At 29.4% G+C, this 16,209-nt stretch carries 19 protein-coding genes and 1 pseudogene; 4 read left to right on the top strand and 16 right to left on the bottom strand.

What is annotated here, in order from left to right; genetic code table 11:
• Nucleotides 1–2 precede the first annotated feature (2 nt).
• On the top strand, nucleotides 3–1,538 hold the full coding sequence (locus AXE80_RS04595) for a GH3 family acyl-acid amido synthetase (RefSeq protein ID WP_068824877.1): 1,536 nt from the start codon (nucleotides 3–5) through the stop codon (nucleotides 1,536–1,538).
• Nucleotides 1,539–1,654: 116 nt separating this feature from the next.
• On the opposite strand, the gene AXE80_RS04600 is transcribed toward AXE80_RS04595, so the two are convergent.
• Genes AXE80_RS04600 through AXE80_RS14255 form a run of 3 tightly spaced genes read right to left on the bottom strand, consistent with a single transcriptional unit; the run spans nucleotide 1,655 to nucleotide 2,299 of the window.
• Nucleotides 1,655–1,861: a hypothetical protein gene (locus AXE80_RS04600; protein ID WP_068824879.1), complete on the bottom strand. Its 207-nt coding sequence runs from the start codon at nucleotides 1,859–1,861 to the stop codon at nucleotides 1,655–1,657.
• Nucleotides 1,862–1,912: 51 nt separating this feature from the next.
• Nucleotides 1,913–2,116 carry a hypothetical protein gene (locus AXE80_RS14340; RefSeq protein WP_068824881.1) on the bottom strand — a complete coding sequence of 68 codons (204 nt, stop codon included), beginning with the start codon at nucleotides 2,114–2,116 and terminating at the stop codon, nucleotides 1,913–1,915.
• A 21-nt stretch (nucleotides 2,117–2,137) separates the two neighbouring features.
• A complete protein-coding gene (locus tag AXE80_RS14255) occupies nucleotides 2,138–2,299 on the bottom strand; it encodes a DUF1328 domain-containing protein (RefSeq protein WP_083194580.1) in 162 nt (53 codons plus the stop codon).
• Between the two features lie 210 nt (nucleotides 2,300–2,509).
• On the opposite strand from AXE80_RS14255, the gene AXE80_RS04610 reads away from it, so the two are divergent.
• On the top strand, nucleotides 2,510–3,553 hold the full coding sequence (locus AXE80_RS04610) for an AraC family transcriptional regulator (protein ID WP_068824883.1): 1,044 nt from the start codon (nucleotides 2,510–2,512) through the stop codon (nucleotides 3,551–3,553).
• A 3-nt stretch (nucleotides 3,554–3,556) separates the two neighbouring features.
• On the opposite strand, the gene AXE80_RS04615 is transcribed toward AXE80_RS04610, so the two are convergent.
• The 11 genes and pseudogenes from AXE80_RS04615 to AXE80_RS04660 all read right to left on the bottom strand — a co-directional run bounded on the left by AXE80_RS04615 (nucleotide 3,557) and on the right by AXE80_RS04660 (nucleotide 11,064).
• The gene (locus AXE80_RS04615; protein WP_068824885.1) at nucleotides 3,557–3,766 is read right to left on the bottom strand and encodes a hypothetical protein; all 210 of its coding nucleotides are present in this window, start codon (nucleotides 3,764–3,766) and stop codon (nucleotides 3,557–3,559) included.
• Nucleotides 3,767–3,777: 11 nt separating this feature from the next.
• A complete protein-coding gene (locus AXE80_RS04620; protein ID WP_068824887.1) occupies nucleotides 3,778–4,134 on the bottom strand; it encodes a hypothetical protein in 357 nt (118 codons plus the stop codon).
• The gene (locus tag AXE80_RS04625; RefSeq protein WP_068824889.1) at nucleotides 4,134–4,463 is read right to left on the bottom strand and encodes a YtxH domain-containing protein; all 330 of its coding nucleotides are present in this window, start codon (nucleotides 4,461–4,463) and stop codon (nucleotides 4,134–4,136) included. The genes AXE80_RS04620 and AXE80_RS04625 overlap by 1 nt, the downstream gene beginning before the upstream one ends.
• 41 nt (nucleotides 4,464–4,504) lie before the next feature.
• A complete protein-coding gene (locus AXE80_RS04630; RefSeq protein ID WP_083194581.1) occupies nucleotides 4,505–5,152 on the bottom strand; it encodes an SOS response-associated peptidase family protein in 648 nt (215 codons plus the stop codon).
• A gap of 32 nt (nucleotides 5,153–5,184) precedes the next feature.
• Nucleotides 5,185–5,679 carry a Dps family protein gene (locus tag AXE80_RS04635; RefSeq protein WP_068824893.1) on the bottom strand — a complete coding sequence of 165 codons (495 nt, stop codon included), beginning with the start codon at nucleotides 5,677–5,679 and terminating at the stop codon, nucleotides 5,185–5,187.
• A gap of 128 nt (nucleotides 5,680–5,807) precedes the next feature.
• Complete coding sequence (locus tag AXE80_RS04640; RefSeq protein ID WP_068824895.1) at nucleotides 5,808–6,713, bottom strand: mechanosensitive ion channel family protein; 906 nt, start codon at nucleotides 6,711–6,713, stop codon at nucleotides 5,808–5,810.
• A gap of 114 nt (nucleotides 6,714–6,827) precedes the next feature.
• Nucleotides 6,828–7,592, bottom strand: a complete 765-nt coding sequence (locus tag AXE80_RS04645; protein WP_068824897.1) for a TIGR02757 family protein — start codon at nucleotides 7,590–7,592, stop codon at nucleotides 6,828–6,830.
• Nucleotides 7,593–7,620: 28 nt separating this feature from the next.
• Nucleotides 7,621–8,442, bottom strand: a complete 822-nt coding sequence (locus tag AXE80_RS04650) for a hypothetical protein (protein WP_068824900.1) — start codon at nucleotides 8,440–8,442, stop codon at nucleotides 7,621–7,623.
• A gap of 3 nt (nucleotides 8,443–8,445) precedes the next feature.
• Nucleotides 8,446–9,519 carry an MBOAT family O-acyltransferase gene (locus tag AXE80_RS04655; protein WP_335673666.1) on the bottom strand — a complete coding sequence of 358 codons (1,074 nt, stop codon included), beginning with the start codon at nucleotides 9,517–9,519 and terminating at the stop codon, nucleotides 8,446–8,448.
• Between the two features lie 352 nt (nucleotides 9,520–9,871).
• Nucleotides 9,872–9,997: pseudogene (locus AXE80_RS14345) on the bottom strand (TIGR02757 family protein); the annotation flags it as partial.
• 23 nt (nucleotides 9,998–10,020) lie between these two features.
• Nucleotides 10,021–11,064: a hypothetical protein gene (locus tag AXE80_RS04660; protein WP_068824903.1), complete on the bottom strand. Its 1,044-nt coding sequence runs from the start codon at nucleotides 11,062–11,064 to the stop codon at nucleotides 10,021–10,023.
• A 335-nt stretch (nucleotides 11,065–11,399) separates the two neighbouring features.
• Here AXE80_RS04660 and AXE80_RS04665 point away from each other — a divergent pair, with 335 nt between their 5' ends.
• The gene (locus tag AXE80_RS04665; RefSeq protein WP_068824905.1) at nucleotides 11,400–12,923 is read left to right on the top strand and encodes a PhoX family protein; all 1,524 of its coding nucleotides are present in this window, start codon (nucleotides 11,400–11,402) and stop codon (nucleotides 12,921–12,923) included.
• Nucleotides 12,924–12,937: 14 nt separating this feature from the next.
• Nucleotides 12,938–14,737 (top strand): cytochrome-c peroxidase, encoded by a 1,800-nt coding sequence (locus AXE80_RS04670; protein ID WP_068824907.1) that lies wholly within the window; start codon nucleotides 12,938–12,940, stop codon nucleotides 14,735–14,737.
• A gap of 34 nt (nucleotides 14,738–14,771) precedes the next feature.
• Here AXE80_RS04670 and AXE80_RS04675 read toward each other — a convergent pair whose 3' ends face one another.
• Both AXE80_RS04675 and cydB read right to left on the bottom strand, forming a co-directional pair.
• Complete coding sequence (locus AXE80_RS04675) at nucleotides 14,772–15,071, bottom strand: hypothetical protein (protein ID WP_068824909.1); 300 nt, start codon at nucleotides 15,069–15,071, stop codon at nucleotides 14,772–14,774.
• 61 nt (nucleotides 15,072–15,132) lie between these two features.
• Nucleotides 15,133–16,206, bottom strand: a complete 1,074-nt coding sequence (gene cydB, locus AXE80_RS04680) for a cytochrome d ubiquinol oxidase subunit II (RefSeq protein ID WP_068824911.1) — start codon at nucleotides 16,204–16,206, stop codon at nucleotides 15,133–15,135.
• Between the last annotated feature and the right edge of the window lie 3 nt (nucleotides 16,207–16,209).

The following is a 16,209-nucleotide window of genomic DNA, read 5'->3' on the forward strand; positions in this document are numbered from 1 at the left end:
AGATGGCAATTATAGGAAGCATTATAAAAACAGCAATAGAGTTAAAAGAAACGCTAACCCCAGAAGTATCACCACCAAAAGCTCAATTAGAAGTTTTAAAACATTTAATTGAAAGGGGAAGGGATACCGAGTTTGGAAAAGCTTATAAATTTAAAGAGATTTTAGCCTCAGAAGATATTCAAAAGTCTTTTGCAGAAAAAGTTCCGTATTTTGATTATCACCAAATGGAAAAAGAATGGTGGCATAAAACTATTGATGGTAGACCAAATGTAAGTTGGCCTGGTAGTCCTAATTATTTTGCTTTAAGTTCTGGTACAACTGGTAAAAAAAGTAAAAGAATTCCTGTGACTGATGAAATGATTACAGCTATTAGAGATGCCGGAATTAAACAAGTAGAGGCTTTGGCTAATTTTGATTTGCCCTCAGAGTTTTTTGAAAAAGAAATGATGATGTTAGGAAGTTCTACTGATTTAGAAAAAAATAACAATAAACTAGAAGGAGAAATTAGTGGTATTTCTGCAGCTAATATTCCTAGTTGGTTTAGAGGTTATTACAAACCAGGAGAAGAGATTGCTAAAATTGATGATTGGGATGAGCGTGTAGAAGAAATTGCTGAAAGAGCTAAAGAATGGGACATTGCCGGACTTAGTGGAATTCCGTCTTGGATGGAAATGATGATGCAAAAAGTGATTGAACATCACGGTGCAAATGATATACATGATATTTGGCCAAACTTACAAGTTTATACTTCGGGTGGAGTAGCATTTTCTGCTTATGAAAAAAGTTTTAATAAACTATTAAAGCACCCAATTACGGTGATTGATACCTATTTGGCATCAGAAGGGTTTATTGCTTTTCAAGAAAGGCCAGAAACATCTGCCATGAAATTGGTATTAGATAATGGTATTTATTTTGAGTTTGTTCCTTTTGAACCAGAATATATTTTAGAAGATGGTTCTTTAGACCAAAATGCACCTGTATTAACTATTGATGAGGTGGAGAAAGAAAAAGATTATGTATTGCTAATTTCTACAGTGGCTGGGGCTTGGCGATATTTAATAGGAGATACTATTGAGTTTACCGATGTGGAACGTGCAGAAATTAAAATTACAGGAAGAACCAAATTTTTCTTAAATGTGGTAGGTTCTCAGTTATCTGTTAGTAAAATGGATGCTGCTTTAAGAGAACTAGAAAATAAATACGATATAGAAATACCAGAATTTACTTTGGCTGCTACTAGAATTAACGAAGAATTTCATCACCATTGGTATTTAGGAACGGATAATACTTCTTTAGATGAAATTGAAGTAGCCAAAACTCTTGATCAATTATTGTCAGAAGCGAACAATAATTATAAAGTAGCCAGAACAAAAGCCTTAAAAGGAATAAAAGTGAGTATAGTTCCTACCAATGTTTTTGCAGAGTGGAATGCACATCAAAAGAAAAAAGGAGGGCAAGTTAAAATGGAAAGGGTAATGAGTGAAGAAAAGTTTAAAGACTGGGAAAGTTTTGTACACTCTTTAAACAAAGCGTCATAAATCAAAATATTAAAACAAAAAGGATCAAATATTTATACTATTTGATCCTTTTATAAAATTAAAAACCAGAGAAAGCTTCTCTGGTTTTTTTGAATAAAACTTTAATAGGTTATTTATTATTCAGTTGCGTCTTCGGCCTCATCGGCTACTTCGTCAGCAGCATCTTTAATAGCGTCACCTGCATCGTGTGCAGCATCATCTATGTCGTCTCCAATTTGTTCTATTTTGTCTTCTACTTTTTCTGATTTAGATTTTTCTTTACAAGAAAAGGTTAAAACAGAGGCACATAATACAATAGCGATTGGTAAGATTGATTTCTTCATGATAATTTTTTTTGAGTTAATATTTATTTAGTTTTTATGTTTTTTCTTTTTCTAATTGGTAGCATCTTTTACTTCATCGGCAATATCATCAGCGGCATCTTTAATAGCATCTCCTGCATCGTGTACAGCATCACCAATGTCATCACCAATTTCTTCAATTTTATCTTCTACTTTTTCCGAAGTAGATTTTTCTTTACAAGCCATAGCAACAGTTAATGTAAATATTAGGGCTATGGGCAATATTAATTTTTTCATAACAATATTTTTTTAAGGGTTTTATATTAATTTTTTCCCAAATAATAAGGAGAGTACAAAGAGTACAATAAAAATGTAAAACAAAATTTTTGCAATACTGGCTGCACTAGCTGCAATACCAGAGAATCCTAATAATCCGGCTATAATAGCAAGAATAATAAATGATATAGTCCACCTTAACATAACGTATTTTTTTTGATTAATTGTATATACCCTTGTGGTAAATACCTTGTACTGTAAAGATAAAGCTATCCTATGTTAATGTTTAACGCTATCGGTAAGTATATGAACGCTATTGCATTTTGGTTTACAATTAACTTAGGTTAGTTTTATATGGAGTATTAAAAATGATAAGTTTATCTTTACAAAGAAAAAGAAAAACATTTCTTCAATATGATAGAAATAAATATTACTGCAACCAATTTAGAAGACTCTGTAAAACAAATACAATCTGTTTTAGGAGGTGTTTTTAAAGAAAGATGGGGAGAACACACATTAACCGTAAATAATGAAAATGCTTTTGGAAGTATTCGTTTTATACAGTTTGATAGAGGTGTAAGCATGTTTGAAATAGACATGGTTTTTAATGATGAGGTTTTGTTGTTAAGAGATACGTCTTTGTATAATCCTATAAGATTTTCTTACTGTTTAGAAGGTTATTATGAGCACCATTTTCACAATACTACTAAAAGAAAAAAAGTAGATCAGTTTCAATCTGTTATTATTTCGGGTAGAGATGGAGGTTATACTTATAGTTATCTACCTAAAGGAATTAAGGTTAGAACCAATGAAATTCAGGTTTTAAGAAATAAATTTATTGGTAGAGCTTTAAACCCAATAGATACTTTAAATGATAAATTACACGAGGTTTTTTTAGATGCAGATCACGAAAATAAATTTTCATACTTTGGATCTCACAATTTAAAGTTAGCAGATCATATCAATTTTTTATCCACCATCAAAAAGAAAGGATTGATAAAAATGTTATTGATAGAGAGTAAAGTGTATGAAATTTTATCACAACATATTTTTCAGCACAACCAAGCTATGAGCGGTCAAACTTTAGAAACTTCTTTATTAAAAAGTGAATTAAAGTTGGTTAGAAAATATGCTAAAAAAATAATAAAAACCCCTGCGGTTAACTATTCTTTAGAATCTATTTCAGAAGAAACTGGATTAACACAAGCTAAACTACAAGAAGGTTTTAAATTACTTTACAATAGAACTGTTACAGAATATATTAGACATATAAGGCTTAAAGAGGCTAGAGATTTAATGAATACTACTGATATGAATGTGTCAGAAATTGTGTACACTGTTGGTTTTAGTAGTAGAAGTTATTTTTCTAAAATTTTTAAATCTAAGTTTGATATTAGCCCTAGTGAATATTTAAAATTAAGAAATGAAAAAACGCTTCTTCAAAATGAAGAAGCGTAATATTTATGATGCTTTGTTTTTGTTTCTAAACAAAAACTCAAATCCATATTGAGTTGCTTTTTTTAAGAGATAAGTTTGTATCCATTGGTAAGGTTGAAATTTATCTATGGTACTGTTTTTTACATACTTTAATTCCTCAATTGCAATTTTTCTCCTTAGTTGTAATATTTTTAAATCTTTATCTATCTCTTCTAAATTTTTATAATCTTTCATGTTGATTGAGTTTAAGATTTCGAGAAAAAAGTTTTAGAAACCATTTTTATAACACGACTTTCAATAAGTGGTTTTCTATAAATATATACTAGAAGCGTTATTACAAATAAAATTCCGGAAATAAAAAGTAAGGCGTAATGCACATTGTTAAAAAGATCAATGCAAATTAATACACCTTCAATAATTAAGACAATAAAAGACACGAATAAAAGAGAGCCAATAATAAAGCTTTTAAAAAGTAAACTAAAAGCAATACTAAGCTGCTGAAAAGTTTTTAACTCTATATATTCTTTAGTAGCATCTACATAGTCTTCACTACTTTTGGAAATTTGTCTAGATGTTTTATTGATGTTTTTTAATAAACTCATTATGATTTTTGTAGTGTTTTATTTTTCTCTTTCAATATTTCAAGTTGCTTTTCTAAAGAATCAATTACATCTTCTGCTTTATGACTCCCTTTAGATACTACATCTTCAATTAATTCTTCTAAAGTTTCTTTTTTAGAACTAATGCTATCAGCAACACTATTTCTTATAGATTCTGCTTCTTCAACAATAGTTTCTCCAGTTTCATTAATTTTTTCTTTTATTTTTTTTCTGGTTTTGCTTCCTTTTGCTGGGGCAAATAAAACTCCTAATGCTGCTCCTATGGTTGCTCCTGCTAAAATTCCTAATGCTGTATTTGTGTTCTTACTCATGTTTTTTTTATTTTAAAGTTAATAATATTTTTTTGATGATGTTATGAATATTCTAAAGAGTCTTTCACTTGTGTAATATTCAGTGGTAAACAAGAAGAATTTGGAATAAACTCTTCTATTTGATTGATGGTTATTTCATCAGATAACCATAAATTTTTATCATCCTCACTATCTAAAATAGTAGGCATATATTTGGTTAGATTTTGGTACTTTTTTATGATTTCATTTTGTGGGGTAAGCAATAAAGTAAAAGTTAAAAAGCCATCATCTAGTTTGTTGTAGTAACCTGCTAAGTAAAAGGGGTGATTTTCTTTAGCAGAAATAAAATATTGATGTGTTTTACCATTTTTTAAATAGGTGGTAAAAAATCCGGTAACCAAAATTAAACAACGATTGATGTTTTTTATTTTATTAATAAACTCATTGTTTTTTAATTCATCACTCTTAATGGTTAAAGTATCTACTAAATTCTGAAACTCTAGCCAATCTTCATCATAATTTTCTGGTAATAATCCCCAAATGGCAAAAGATATCTCCTGTTTATTTTCTTGTGTAATAATGGGAACTATGGTTTCTTCTTTTCCAGTAATCATATAAGATTTTTTATATAGCTCCGGATGCTTTAATGGAATTCCTGTGAATTCTATTAAGGCTTCTGGGGTAGCCATATTTGAAATTTTAAATTTCATAAAAATCTTGTTTTAATTTCTGTTTTTTAGTTTTAGGCAGTTTCTACCTCTTTTTTAACGCTTTTTTTAGACCAAGCATTTAGCATCCAACTTGTTTTTTCAAGCTCTCTTATATAAGCACCAATCAAATCAATGGTTCCTTCATCCTCTGCGTTTTCGCAAACTTTAATAATGTGCGACATTTTAGATATTAAAATTCCATGGTCTTCTAATAAGATTTCTACCATTTCGATATCTTCTAACAAAGTGTCAGATTCTTCTATTTTAGCAATTTCTAAATAATCACTATATCTACTAACAGGATGATGTCTTAAAGTTAAAATACGTTCTGCAATTTCATCAATTTTTACTCTTGCTTCGGTATACATTTCCTCAAACTTTTCGTGTAAGTCAAAAAAGTTTCTACCTTCTACATTCCAATGAAAATTTCTCAGTTTTTGATAGTAAATATGATATTCGGCTAACAAGCCATTTAACTCACTTACTACGGGGATTAATTTCTCGTTATTTTGATTTAAATAATTCATTTAATATAATTTTTAAGATTTGTAAATAAGTTGTTGCAAAGTGCTCAACAACTGTGTATTACAAAGATAAGCTAGGTATATGTTGTTACTTAGCTCATATAAATTACATATGAACTCTTTTCAAAATATTATGACTCATTTGAGTTATCTATATTGCTGATGGTAATGTTTTTGGGAATATCCAAAGTTCTAATAGGGAACGGAATGTTAATATTGTTTTGTTTAAAGGCTTCTTTAACAAGCATAATACCTTCACTCTTGGCTTTGGCAACTTCTAGTGCAGAAGTGGAGTTAATCCAAAAACGCAATTCAAAATTAATAGAGCTATCACCAAATTCTTTCCATAAAAACAAAACCTCATTTTTATTAGTAATCACATCAAAATTATTAAGAATGGTGTTTATAGTTAACTCTTTAACCATTCTTAAATCAGATTCATAACCTACACCACATTCTAAAATAACTCTGGATTGTGAAGTAGAAGAGTAATTTTTAATAGGATTTTCCACAACAAGTTTGTTAGGAATGTAAACCAAGTTATTGTCAATTTGTTTAAGGGTAATTGCTCTTAAATCTATATCAACAATTTCACCTTCATAATCATTGGTTTTAATCCAATCTCCATATTTAACTTGCTTTATATAAGAAAGAACTATTCCGGAGTAGGTATTAGAAAGCACTCCTTGTAAGGCCAAACCAACAGCCAAACCAGCAACCCCAACACCCGCTAAAATAGTATTTAATACTTTGTCTAGGTTAAGAATAGATAGCACTAAAAAAAGACCAAATAAAATAACTACAACAGCAATAAATTTAGAGATTAAACTCTTCATGGAATGTTGTAGGTTGGTTTTATGTAAAAGTTTTAAGCTGACTTTACTAATTTGCTTGGAGGCTATAATTACTAAGAAAAAAACAACTATAGCAATTGCTATATTAGGTAGGTTTTTAATCATAATGTCTAGCCAAGTCATTACTTTTTCAGTCATTTGTTCCCATGCTTGATGAGTTCTGTTAGTTATAGTTAATGCCATTTTATATTTGTTAAGTTAGATTTGTAAAAATATATAAGTATTGTAGTTTTTATTATCTCAAACAATTTTGATATGAACTCATTTAGTGAAAAGATAGTGATTTGAAAGAGATGATTAAAATCCTTCAAAAACTCCCAAACCAAATAAAGCAAAATCATATTTTACTGGGTCAATTGGATCTAGTTTTCTAAGATTTGTATCTAATTCTAACAAAGCTTTAGCATCATTTTGATTTCGAGAAATAAATCCTAATTTTCTACCCACGTTTCCTGTGTGTACATCTAAAGGGCACGATAGGTAAGAAGGGGAAATTCTTTTCCATATTCCTAAATCAACACCTAATTTGTCTTGTCTTACCATCCAACGTAAAAACATATTAATGCGTTTGGCAGCTGAGCCTTTTAATGGATCGGAAACATGTTTAGTGGTTCTGGCAGGATGTGGAATTTCAAAAAAGACTTTTTTAAATTCATGTATGGCAGGTTGTAAAGAATTGTTAGATATGTTTTTGGCAAATAACTCTTCTAAACCTTTATGGTTTGTATATATGTTTTTTAAAGAAGTGATAAAAAACTGTAAATCTATACCATTAAAAGTTCTGTGTTTAAAGTCTGCTAATTTTTCTAAATCCTCATTTGTATGGTGCATTACAAAATCATGTGGATTGTTATTTAGCAAATCCATCATTAGCAAACAGTTTTTAATAATCATTGGGCGTTTACCCCATGAAATGGTAGCGGCTAAAAATCCAGCAATTTCAACGTCTTCTTTTTTAGTAAATAAATGTGGTATTTGTACAGGATCACTTTCTATAAAATCTCTGTTGTTATATTGTTCTACTTTATTGTCTAAGAATTCTTTTAATTCGGTTTTGTTCATTAGATATTTTAAGTGTGGTATTATACTCTTATTTCATTAAAAATTTTTCAGAATAATCTTTAATAATTTTTTTAGAAATTAAATCAATGGCTTTGTCATTTGGGTGTCCATTCCTCCATGAAATTGAAAATTGAGGCCCATCAACAATATCTACAGTTTGAAGTAATAAAATATTATTATTTAACTTCATTTTATTAAACATATCATAATGAACCCAATTTTTAGGATTGTTTCCATATAAAAAAGAGGAGTTAACGACAATAATGAGCTCTTTAGATTTTATAGAATTAAATATTTTTTGTAATTCTTCTTTGTGATTAACATTTTCTTTTGGAATGTTATAAGAGTTTGATCCTGGTGTTGGTTTCCCTGTAGTTGCTAGAAATACATGATGAAACAGTTGTTTGATTAAGAAAATAGTATGATTTTTCTTTCTCAAGTAATTAAGGAAACTGCCTTTATTTTCTGTTTGTTTATTTTTTTGATGATTTAATATAGGCTCATCAATAGCTACGATATCAGCAATATTGTAAAAGTAAATTATTAACTCAGGTTTAATTTGGTTTAGAGAATCTAAAATTATTCTGTGAGTATCTAACTCAGTACCTGCCTCTGATAAATCATAGAAATTCATGCTTTTAGCATTAAAATACTCTTTAAATATTTTAGGGTATCCATGACCAGCAAAGCTATCACCAACTAAATAAACGGATTTAGTGTTTAAATCTGAATTAAACGATGTTTCTATTGTTTTTGGTTTGATTATTTTATTAGGAAATGATAAAGATAAAATTGATAACAATTCAAAAGTTAAGACAAATGATAAAAATGTTATAAATATATTTTTCATAACTTAAAATTGAAAATAGATAAACTCCGCTTTGGTTGTCATTATAGATGCAGCAATTATAGCACCAAGCATTATAGAATAAATAAAGTTTTTACTTTCAAACTTTAAATATAGTACATCCATAGTTATTGCTAATATTACTATAGATAACATTTCTATCGATTTATCAAAATTAAAATTCATAGACAATAAGTAATGAAAACCAGTTGTTATATTTTCTGCTCTAAAGAACACCCATGCAATAGTAACAATGGTAAAAGTTCGTATTATTTGTAATAAAGCTATTCCTTTTGAAAGGAAGTTTTTTTCTGTAATTCTATCTTCTAAATGTTTCCTATTGTTCCCTAATAAAAAAGAAACTATAAACCACCCAATATGTATAATTGCCCAAGCAATATATGTCCAATTTGCACCATGCCATAGTCCAGAAGCAAGAAAAATTATAGAAATATTTCTAATGGTTTTCATTTTAGAGGTTCTAGATCCGCCAAGAGGTATATATAAATAATCTCTAAACCATGTATTAAGTGAGATGTGCCATCTTCTCCAAAATTGTCCAATACTTCTAGAGAAGTAAGGGAAATTAAAATTCATCATTAATTCAAACCCTAATAGTTTGGCTAAACCACGTGCAATTTTAGAATATCCACTAAAATCACCATATATCTGTATTGAAAAGTAAATAGCACCTAATATTAATGTCCCTCCAGATTGATAAGTGTAATTGTTGAATATTTGATTCACAACTGGTGCTAATGTATCGGCAATTACAATTTTTTGGAAAAATCCAAAAATCATTAATCTAATTCCCTCTATGAATTGTTTTTTATTAAATATTCTATGATGTAATATTTGTGGTAATAAATTACTAGCTCGTTCAATAGGACCAGCAACTAATTGAGGAAAAAAACTAACAAAAGCAGAAAAAGCAATAAAATTTTTAGTTGGTTTTAGTGTTTTCCTATAAACATCTATTGTATAACTTAACGTTTGAAATGTATAAAAACTAATACCAACGGGTAATATAATATTTAGAGAGTTTGCTTTTATTGATGTTCCAAAAAAAGAAAAAGCCATAATAAAGTTTTCAAGGAAAAAATTATAGTATTTAAAAATAGATAGTAAACCTAAATTAGTTGTTAAACTTATATAAAGTAGGAGTTTTTGCTTTCGTCTATTTTTATTTTTTGCAATTTGTAAACCTATAAAGTAATCAACGAGTGTACTACCTATTATCAGAAATAAAAACCGCCAATCCCACCAACCATAAAATAAATAGCTGGATAGAACTAATAGTATATTTTGATGTTTTAAACTTTTATTTAGAACAAACCAATAAAGAATAAAAATTATTGGTAAAAAGACTGCAAAGTCAAGAGAGTTAAATAGCATTGATTTAATTAAAGACTAAAAGTAATAATTTGTTTTTAATATTAACATCTTCTTTTTTAGTAAATAAATGTGGTATTTGTACAGGATCACTTTCTATAAAATCTCTGTTGTTATATTGTTCTACTTTATTGTCTAAGAATTCTTTTAATTCGGTTTTGTTCATTAGTGCTTTTAAGAAATTAATTGCTAATAAGATTTATTACTTCTGCTTGAGTTGTAATCAGTAGCTTTTGTATCATCATTATCGTTGTTACTGTCATCAGGACTTACAATACTTGTAGAGCGATTACTTCTGCTTGAGTTGTAATCAGTCGCCCTAGTACCATTATTTTCATTATTGTTGTTACTGTCATCAGGACTTACAATACTTGTAGAGCGATTACTTCTACTCGAATTGTAGTCAGTCGCTCTAGTACCATTATTTTCATTATTGTTGTTACTGTCATCAGGACTTATAATACTTGTAGAGCGATTACTTCTACTTGAGTTGTAATCAGTAGCTCTTGTACCTTTATTACCTTTGTTTAAATTTATACGCATTCCAAAATTTACATTAAGTGATGAAAAGGAAAAACTTTGGTTTTTAAAGGGTATTGTACTAGCTAAATCTGGATCTATATCACCTGTAGGAGTTTCTGCTTTTGAAAGATCTCGTGTACCGTAATTGATATCTCCATTTAGGTTTGTAGAGTATTCAGAGGCTAAGTAAAAAGACAAACCATTACATATTTTTATTCCAATATTTATTCCTACTCGAGCATTTAAATTTGTTGTATTGGTTTTTTCAAAGTTTGTTGTTACTGCATCGGTATTAGGGTAAAAATCATTAATTTCTGGAATGTTAACAAAAGAAAGCCCTAATCTTCCATACAATCCTGCTGAGAATTTTTTACCTCCAATATTATATTGTGGCCCTATGTTTATACTAGTGGAATTCCACTTTTTGTTAGAAACTCCATATCTACTTTTAATAGGCAAAGAGTTGTAATTTGTATTTAAGCCTATAGATAGTTTGTCACAGAATTGTTTGTTTATCATCAAGGCACTATTAAATCCGTTATCTGCAAAGTTTTTAAAATCTCCCATTGGTAAACTCATACCATTTATAAACTCTAGAGAATATGTAGCTTTTTTTACAGGGTTTTGCGAAAAGCTAACATGAAAACTGAATAGTAATATACCTGTAAATATAAATTGATGAATTGATCTTAAATTTTTAAAAGTATCCATAGCAGTCTAGTTTTAGGGATTTATCCTTATATGCTAATTTAAGGTTTTTAGTTTAATGTCAATTTTTAGTAGAATTTCTATATAAAAGCAGTTAATGTTTTAAGAGTATAAATCTTTATAGTCAATCTAAATAAGTGAGCGTTTCTATGTTAACATAGTAAGCCCTTTAAAAACAATGATTAAGAAAATCAGCTATATTATTAGTTGTAGATTTCTTAACAAACTTTACATAGGGCTAACATAAATAGTAGGTTTTTTTAAAATTTAGCTTACATGGTTATCAATCATCCATAGCTATGTTTACGATATCAAAAAACAAAACAAATTATTTTAAAATGAAAAATTTAAAAACATTACTATTTACATTGGCTTGCGGATCAGCTGTACTATTATCTTCATGTGGAGAAGATGCTTTAGACGGAATAAACGGAGTTGATGGTACAAATGGAGTTGATGGAACTAACGGACAAGATGGAGCTAATGGATCTGATGCTTCTGTTTTTTTAACAGCATCAAAATCACCAAGTTTATTAAAAGTAACTAATGATTTTGTAAACTTAAAAATCTATCCAATTTTATCATCAGAAGATGTGATACCAAATAGCCCAGATTTTGTTTATGGATCTATGGCAGATGGTGCAGGATTGTTAAATAACGGAGATGAAACATTTACGTTAATTAACAATATAGAAGCAGATTATTCTATCGCTCGTATTATTTTAAATAAAAATTTAAGACCAGTTTCTGGAGAATATATTTTAAATGCCGAAGCAACTGCCTATACTGCACAATGTTCGGGTACTTTAATTACTCAAGAAGAACACGGATTTGGACCTTTGTATTTATCTGGAGGTGAATGGGGAGGAGCATCTAAAGGAGTGTTTGTAGTAGATCCTGCTAAAAGTGCTGAGGATGCTGGTACAGCAGAGTTATTGCAAGCTATGGGACAATGGTCTACAGAAAATGCGGTACCTATTGGTAAAGATGCTTATGCTAACAAAACAGTTGTTTTTATTGGTGATGACCATGCTGATAATACTGTGCCTTCTGGTCAATTAGGAATGTATGTTGGAGATAGAGGAGATTTAGACAATGGTAAATTATATGGTTTAAAAGTTACTTCTTCAGGTATTGATTTTGAAATGGATATGGTTGAAGGAACTGAATATAATGCTGAATTTGTTGAGTTAACAGAAAGAGAAATTAATGCTTTAGATGCCGAAGCAAAAAGTAAAGATGTAATGGGATTCTCTAGGTTAGAAGATATTGATTGGAGAAGAGGTTCTGCAGCTAATCAAAGAGAAATTTATTTTTGTGTTACTGGTAGAAAAAGTAATGATTTAGTAGGTAAGGGAAGTGCTTTAGGACGTATTTATAAAGTTGTTTTAAATGATACAGACCCAACAGGAGCTTGTAAAATTACTTGTTTGTTAGATGGAGATAAAGTTGGGGGTAAAGCTGATGGTTTCCACTCTCCAGATAATATTTTAGTAACAGAAAACTATGCATACATTCAAGAAGATCCAAACGGATATTTAGATACAGCTGTGAATGGTTATGCAAAAGTTTATCAATACAATTTAAATACAGGAGATTTACAAACTGTTTTAGAAGCAGATCAAGATAGAGCAGCTGGTTTAGGTTATGGTACCACTTCTAACAGATGGGAAATTACAGGAATGATTGATGTTACTGATGTTGTTAATAACGGAGATAATACCTTTTTAGTAATGACTCAAAACCATGGATGGAACCCTGCAGATGGAACTTCTTTTACAGATCCAAAAGCAAATGCTAATTTATCTAGCGCAACAAAAGAAGGATCTATGTTGTACTTAATTAAAGGTTTAGAAAGATAATTTAAAAAGAATTCATGAATTACATATTATTTATGAAAGCTAAGACATATACTTTGTGTATATGTCTTTTGCTTTTAGGTGCTGTGGCTTGTAAAAATGCAGAAAAGTCAAAAGAAAACATCAATACCAATCAACAAATAAAAAAGTTTTATACATCAGAATTAGAAAGTTGTATAGGTTTGTTAGATTCAATTTCTATTGATAAACTACCTCAAAAAAACATTAATTTATATAAAAAAGCGCGTCAACATTTTAAAATGATTGAGCCAGTTTTAGCAGCTATAGATGTTAATAATTACAAATCTTTAAACGCTCCTAATATTCTTCAAGTTCACGAAGAAGATTTAACCGATATTAAAATTAAAAAACCATTTGGTTTTCAAGTAATAGAAGAGTTGTTGCATGAATCTGTGATGGATACGCTTTTGTTAGAAAACACTCTTACTGTTACAAAAAGTAGATTAAAACTTGTAAAACAAAACACAAGTATTAGCTTAAAAGATTATCATGTAATTTGGTTGTTAAGAAACCAAATTATTAGAACAGCCACCACTGGTATCACCGGTTTTGATTCTCCTGTGTTGGCACAATCTTTACAAGAATCTCAATACGTTTACAACACACTAATTAAAATTATAGAAACTTATCAAGATTTTTTTAATAATAATGAGTTAAGGGAAGAAATTATCACCTCGTTTAAAAATTCTATTAAAGCGTTACAAGGAGATTTTAATAGTTTTGATAGGTATACTTTTATAAAAGAATATACTGATGAGCAATTAAAATTATTAGTAGCTATTCAAAAAGATTGGAATGTAGAATTTCCTTTTGAAATGGCCATTGCTAATAATACAGTTTCTCTTTTTGGAGAAAATACGTTGAATGTAAATTACTTTTCTGATTATAAAAACGATACTACACAAATAAAGAAAAAAGAGGAGTTTGGAAAGTTATTGTTTAATGATAAAATATTATCAAAAAACAAGAGTATGGCTTGTGTATCATGCCATGTAAAAGAATTGGCATTTACCGATGGAAAAAAAACGTTTAATAATAAGCAAAAACGAAATAGTCCAACGCTTACCTATACAGCTTATCAACAATCATTTTTTATGGATGCTCGTACTGGGAGTTTAGAAGGTCAAATAGTTGGAGTGGCCAATAATCATGATGAATTTAACTTACCTATGGATTCTATTGTAAATAGAGTTGTAGCAAATTCTACATATAAAGTAATGTTAGATTCTTTGTATGGAAATAAAAGAGTAGAATACAACATTAGGCATGCTATCGCTTCCTATGTTAGGTCTTTGAATACTTTTAATTCTAAGTTTGATAACAATATCAATAACAAAGAAAATACTTTGTCTGCTTCAGAAAAACGAGGGTTTAATTTGTTTATGGGAAAAGCAGCTTGTGCAACATGTCATTTTCCACCAATATTTAATGGTACAGTGCCTCCAAACTTTAATGATACGGAACTAGAATTTATAGGAGTTCCAGAAACAAATGATACGATTAACCCTATGATTTCTGATGATTTAGGAAGATATGATTTCTTTAAAACAGAAGAAAGAAAACATTTTTTTAAGACTCCAACCATTAGAAATATTGCTTTAACAGCTCCTTATATGCACAATGGTGTTTATAATTCTTTAGAAGAAGTGATGGAGTTTTATAATAATGGAGGTGGAGCAGGACTTGGTTTTGATGTTCCTCATCAAACTTTACCTTTTGACAATTTAGATTTATCGGATGAAGAAATAAAAGATATCATAGCTTTTATGAAAACTTTGACTGATAGTTCCTATTAAAAACAATCATCATTAATTATCAAAAAGCCTCATCTTAATTTGATGAGGCTTTTTGATATAAATATTTTACTAGCAAAAAGAATAAAATTCCTCCCAAAGCAGAAACAAGTATGTTGATAGAGAATAGGCCTATGTTTAATTCATGGTATTGCATGATATCACTAGGACTAAAACCCAATCTGCTAAAAGATTTAATGAATAAAATACTACCAAATACTCCAAGAATGGTATTTCCTGTGATACCAAAATCTTTGGAGTTGGAAAAATATGCATATATATTAGAAGCTACAATCCCAACTAAAATACTAAGTAGAGAAATAGAAGTTTCTGTCATTTTTTAGTTTTTATAAGGTAAAAGTATTTTAATTCTACTTTCTTAATGTAGAACTAAGCCGTTAATGTCCATAATCCATATCATCAATTTTACCAGCGGTTAATTTTTTTTGAATGATGAAATAAATAATGATTAAAATAATTCCAATAATCATCCAAGGCATGGCTACAGACATTCCGTACTCACTTGTTGTGGTATTATAAATGGTTAAATCTGGATTGATGTTATTGGTAGAAGGCAGTAAAGTAGGAAACATAGTTGCTAGAGTAGAAGTAATTCCACCAACAATCATTAGTGTAGAACATACAAAAGCATATACTTCTTTTTTAAACTTTTTAACAAAAAAAGTTCCTGTTAAACCAGCAAAATATACCATAGGGAATATTAAAAAGGCAGGATATTCTAAATAATTATCCAAAGGATGTGGTTCTATAATATGCCAAATACTCACAGAAAAAACAGTTAATACTGCCAAAGCAATATTTAAATTAAACACCACAGACTTTAGTTTTGTATTAATACTAGCGTTGGTTTTTAAAACAATCCAATTGGCACCGTGAATGGCAAGAGTGATTACTGCAATAATTCCAATAACAATGGTAAACCAATCAATTACTCCAGGGTGTGTGGTAGATGGGCTAAAACTACTGTTCCATAATGGTAAAAAGAAATAGTGAGCTTCATAAGCAGAAACACCATTTTCTACTCCTCCTAAATTTACCCCTCTGGCAACATTTCCTAATGCGATTCCAAAAAATAAAGTTAAAAGTAAGCTAGATACTCCAAAAGATTTATCCCAAATGGTTTTCCATACAGGATGGTCTATTTGGCTTCTCAATTCTAAACCAATGGCTCTAAAAATAATAAGCCATAAAACAATAATTAAAGGAAGATAAAATCCACTAAAGGCAGAAGCGTATAAAGTTGGAAAAGCCATAAATAACAATCCACCAGCAGCTACTAACCAAACTTCGTTAGAATCCCAAAAAAGTCCAGCAGCTTTAGAAATTACTTCTTTGTCTTTTTCTGTTTTGGCAAAAAATAAATGAATAATTCCTGTTCCAAAATCGTAACCATCTAAAATGAAAAAGATAGTTAAAACCAATGCTACAATAATAAACCAAAAAATTTCCATAGT

It is taken from the genome of Wenyingzhuangia fucanilytica (assembly GCF_001697185.1).
GTDB classification, from domain to species: Bacteria; Bacteroidota; Bacteroidia; order Flavobacteriales; family Flavobacteriaceae; genus Wenyingzhuangia; species Wenyingzhuangia fucanilytica.

Bases quoted from the DNA above. Each gene is read 5' to 3' on its own strand.
- AXE80_RS04655 (WP_335673666.1), bottom strand. From the start codon at position 9,519: ATGGCTTTTTCTTTTTTTGGAACATCAATAAAAGCAAACTCTCTAAAT.
- AXE80_RS04635 (WP_068824893.1), bottom strand. From the start codon at position 5,679: ATGAATTATTTAAATCAAAATAACGAGAAATTAATCCCCGTAGTAAGT.
- AXE80_RS04595 (WP_068824877.1), top strand. From the start codon at position 3: ATGGCAATTATAGGAAGCATTATAAAAACAGCAATAGAGTTAAAAGAA.
- AXE80_RS04630 (WP_083194581.1), bottom strand. From the start codon at position 5,152: ATGAAATTTAAAATTTCAAATATGGCTACCCCAGAAGCCTTAATAGAA.
- cydB (WP_068824911.1), bottom strand. From the start codon at position 16,206: ATGGAAATTTTTTGGTTTATTATTGTAGCATTGGTTTTAACTATCTTT.
- AXE80_RS04610 (WP_068824883.1), top strand. From the start codon at position 2,510: ATGATAGAAATAAATATTACTGCAACCAATTTAGAAGACTCTGTAAAA.
- AXE80_RS04615 (WP_068824885.1), bottom strand. From the start codon at position 3,766: ATGAAAGATTATAAAAATTTAGAAGAGATAGATAAAGATTTAAAAATA.
- AXE80_RS04600 (WP_068824879.1), bottom strand. From the start codon at position 1,861: ATGAAGAAATCAATCTTACCAATCGCTATTGTATTATGTGCCTCTGTT.
- AXE80_RS14340 (WP_068824881.1), bottom strand. From the start codon at position 2,116: ATGAAAAAATTAATATTGCCCATAGCCCTAATATTTACATTAACTGTT.
- AXE80_RS04660 (WP_068824903.1), bottom strand. From the start codon at position 11,064: ATGGATACTTTTAAAAATTTAAGATCAATTCATCAATTTATATTTACA.
- AXE80_RS04625 (WP_068824889.1), bottom strand. From the start codon at position 4,463: ATGAGTAAGAACACAAATACAGCATTAGGAATTTTAGCAGGAGCAACC.
- AXE80_RS04675 (WP_068824909.1), bottom strand. From the start codon at position 15,071: ATGACAGAAACTTCTATTTCTCTACTTAGTATTTTAGTTGGGATTGTA.
- AXE80_RS04620 (WP_068824887.1), bottom strand. From the start codon at position 4,134: ATGAGTTTATTAAAAAACATCAATAAAACATCTAGACAAATTTCCAAA.
- AXE80_RS04665 (WP_068824905.1), top strand. From the start codon at position 11,400: ATGAAAAATTTAAAAACATTACTATTTACATTGGCTTGCGGATCAGCT.
- AXE80_RS04650 (WP_068824900.1), bottom strand. From the start codon at position 8,442: ATGAAAAATATATTTATAACATTTTTATCATTTGTCTTAACTTTTGAA.
- AXE80_RS04645 (WP_068824897.1), bottom strand. From the start codon at position 7,592: ATGAACAAAACCGAATTAAAAGAATTCTTAGACAATAAAGTAGAACAA.
- AXE80_RS14255 (WP_083194580.1), bottom strand. From the start codon at position 2,299: ATGTTAAGGTGGACTATATCATTTATTATTCTTGCTATTATAGCCGGA.
- AXE80_RS04670 (WP_068824907.1), top strand. From the start codon at position 12,938: ATGAATTACATATTATTTATGAAAGCTAAGACATATACTTTGTGTATA.
- AXE80_RS04640 (WP_068824895.1), bottom strand. From the start codon at position 6,713: ATGGCATTAACTATAACTAACAGAACTCATCAAGCATGGGAACAAATG.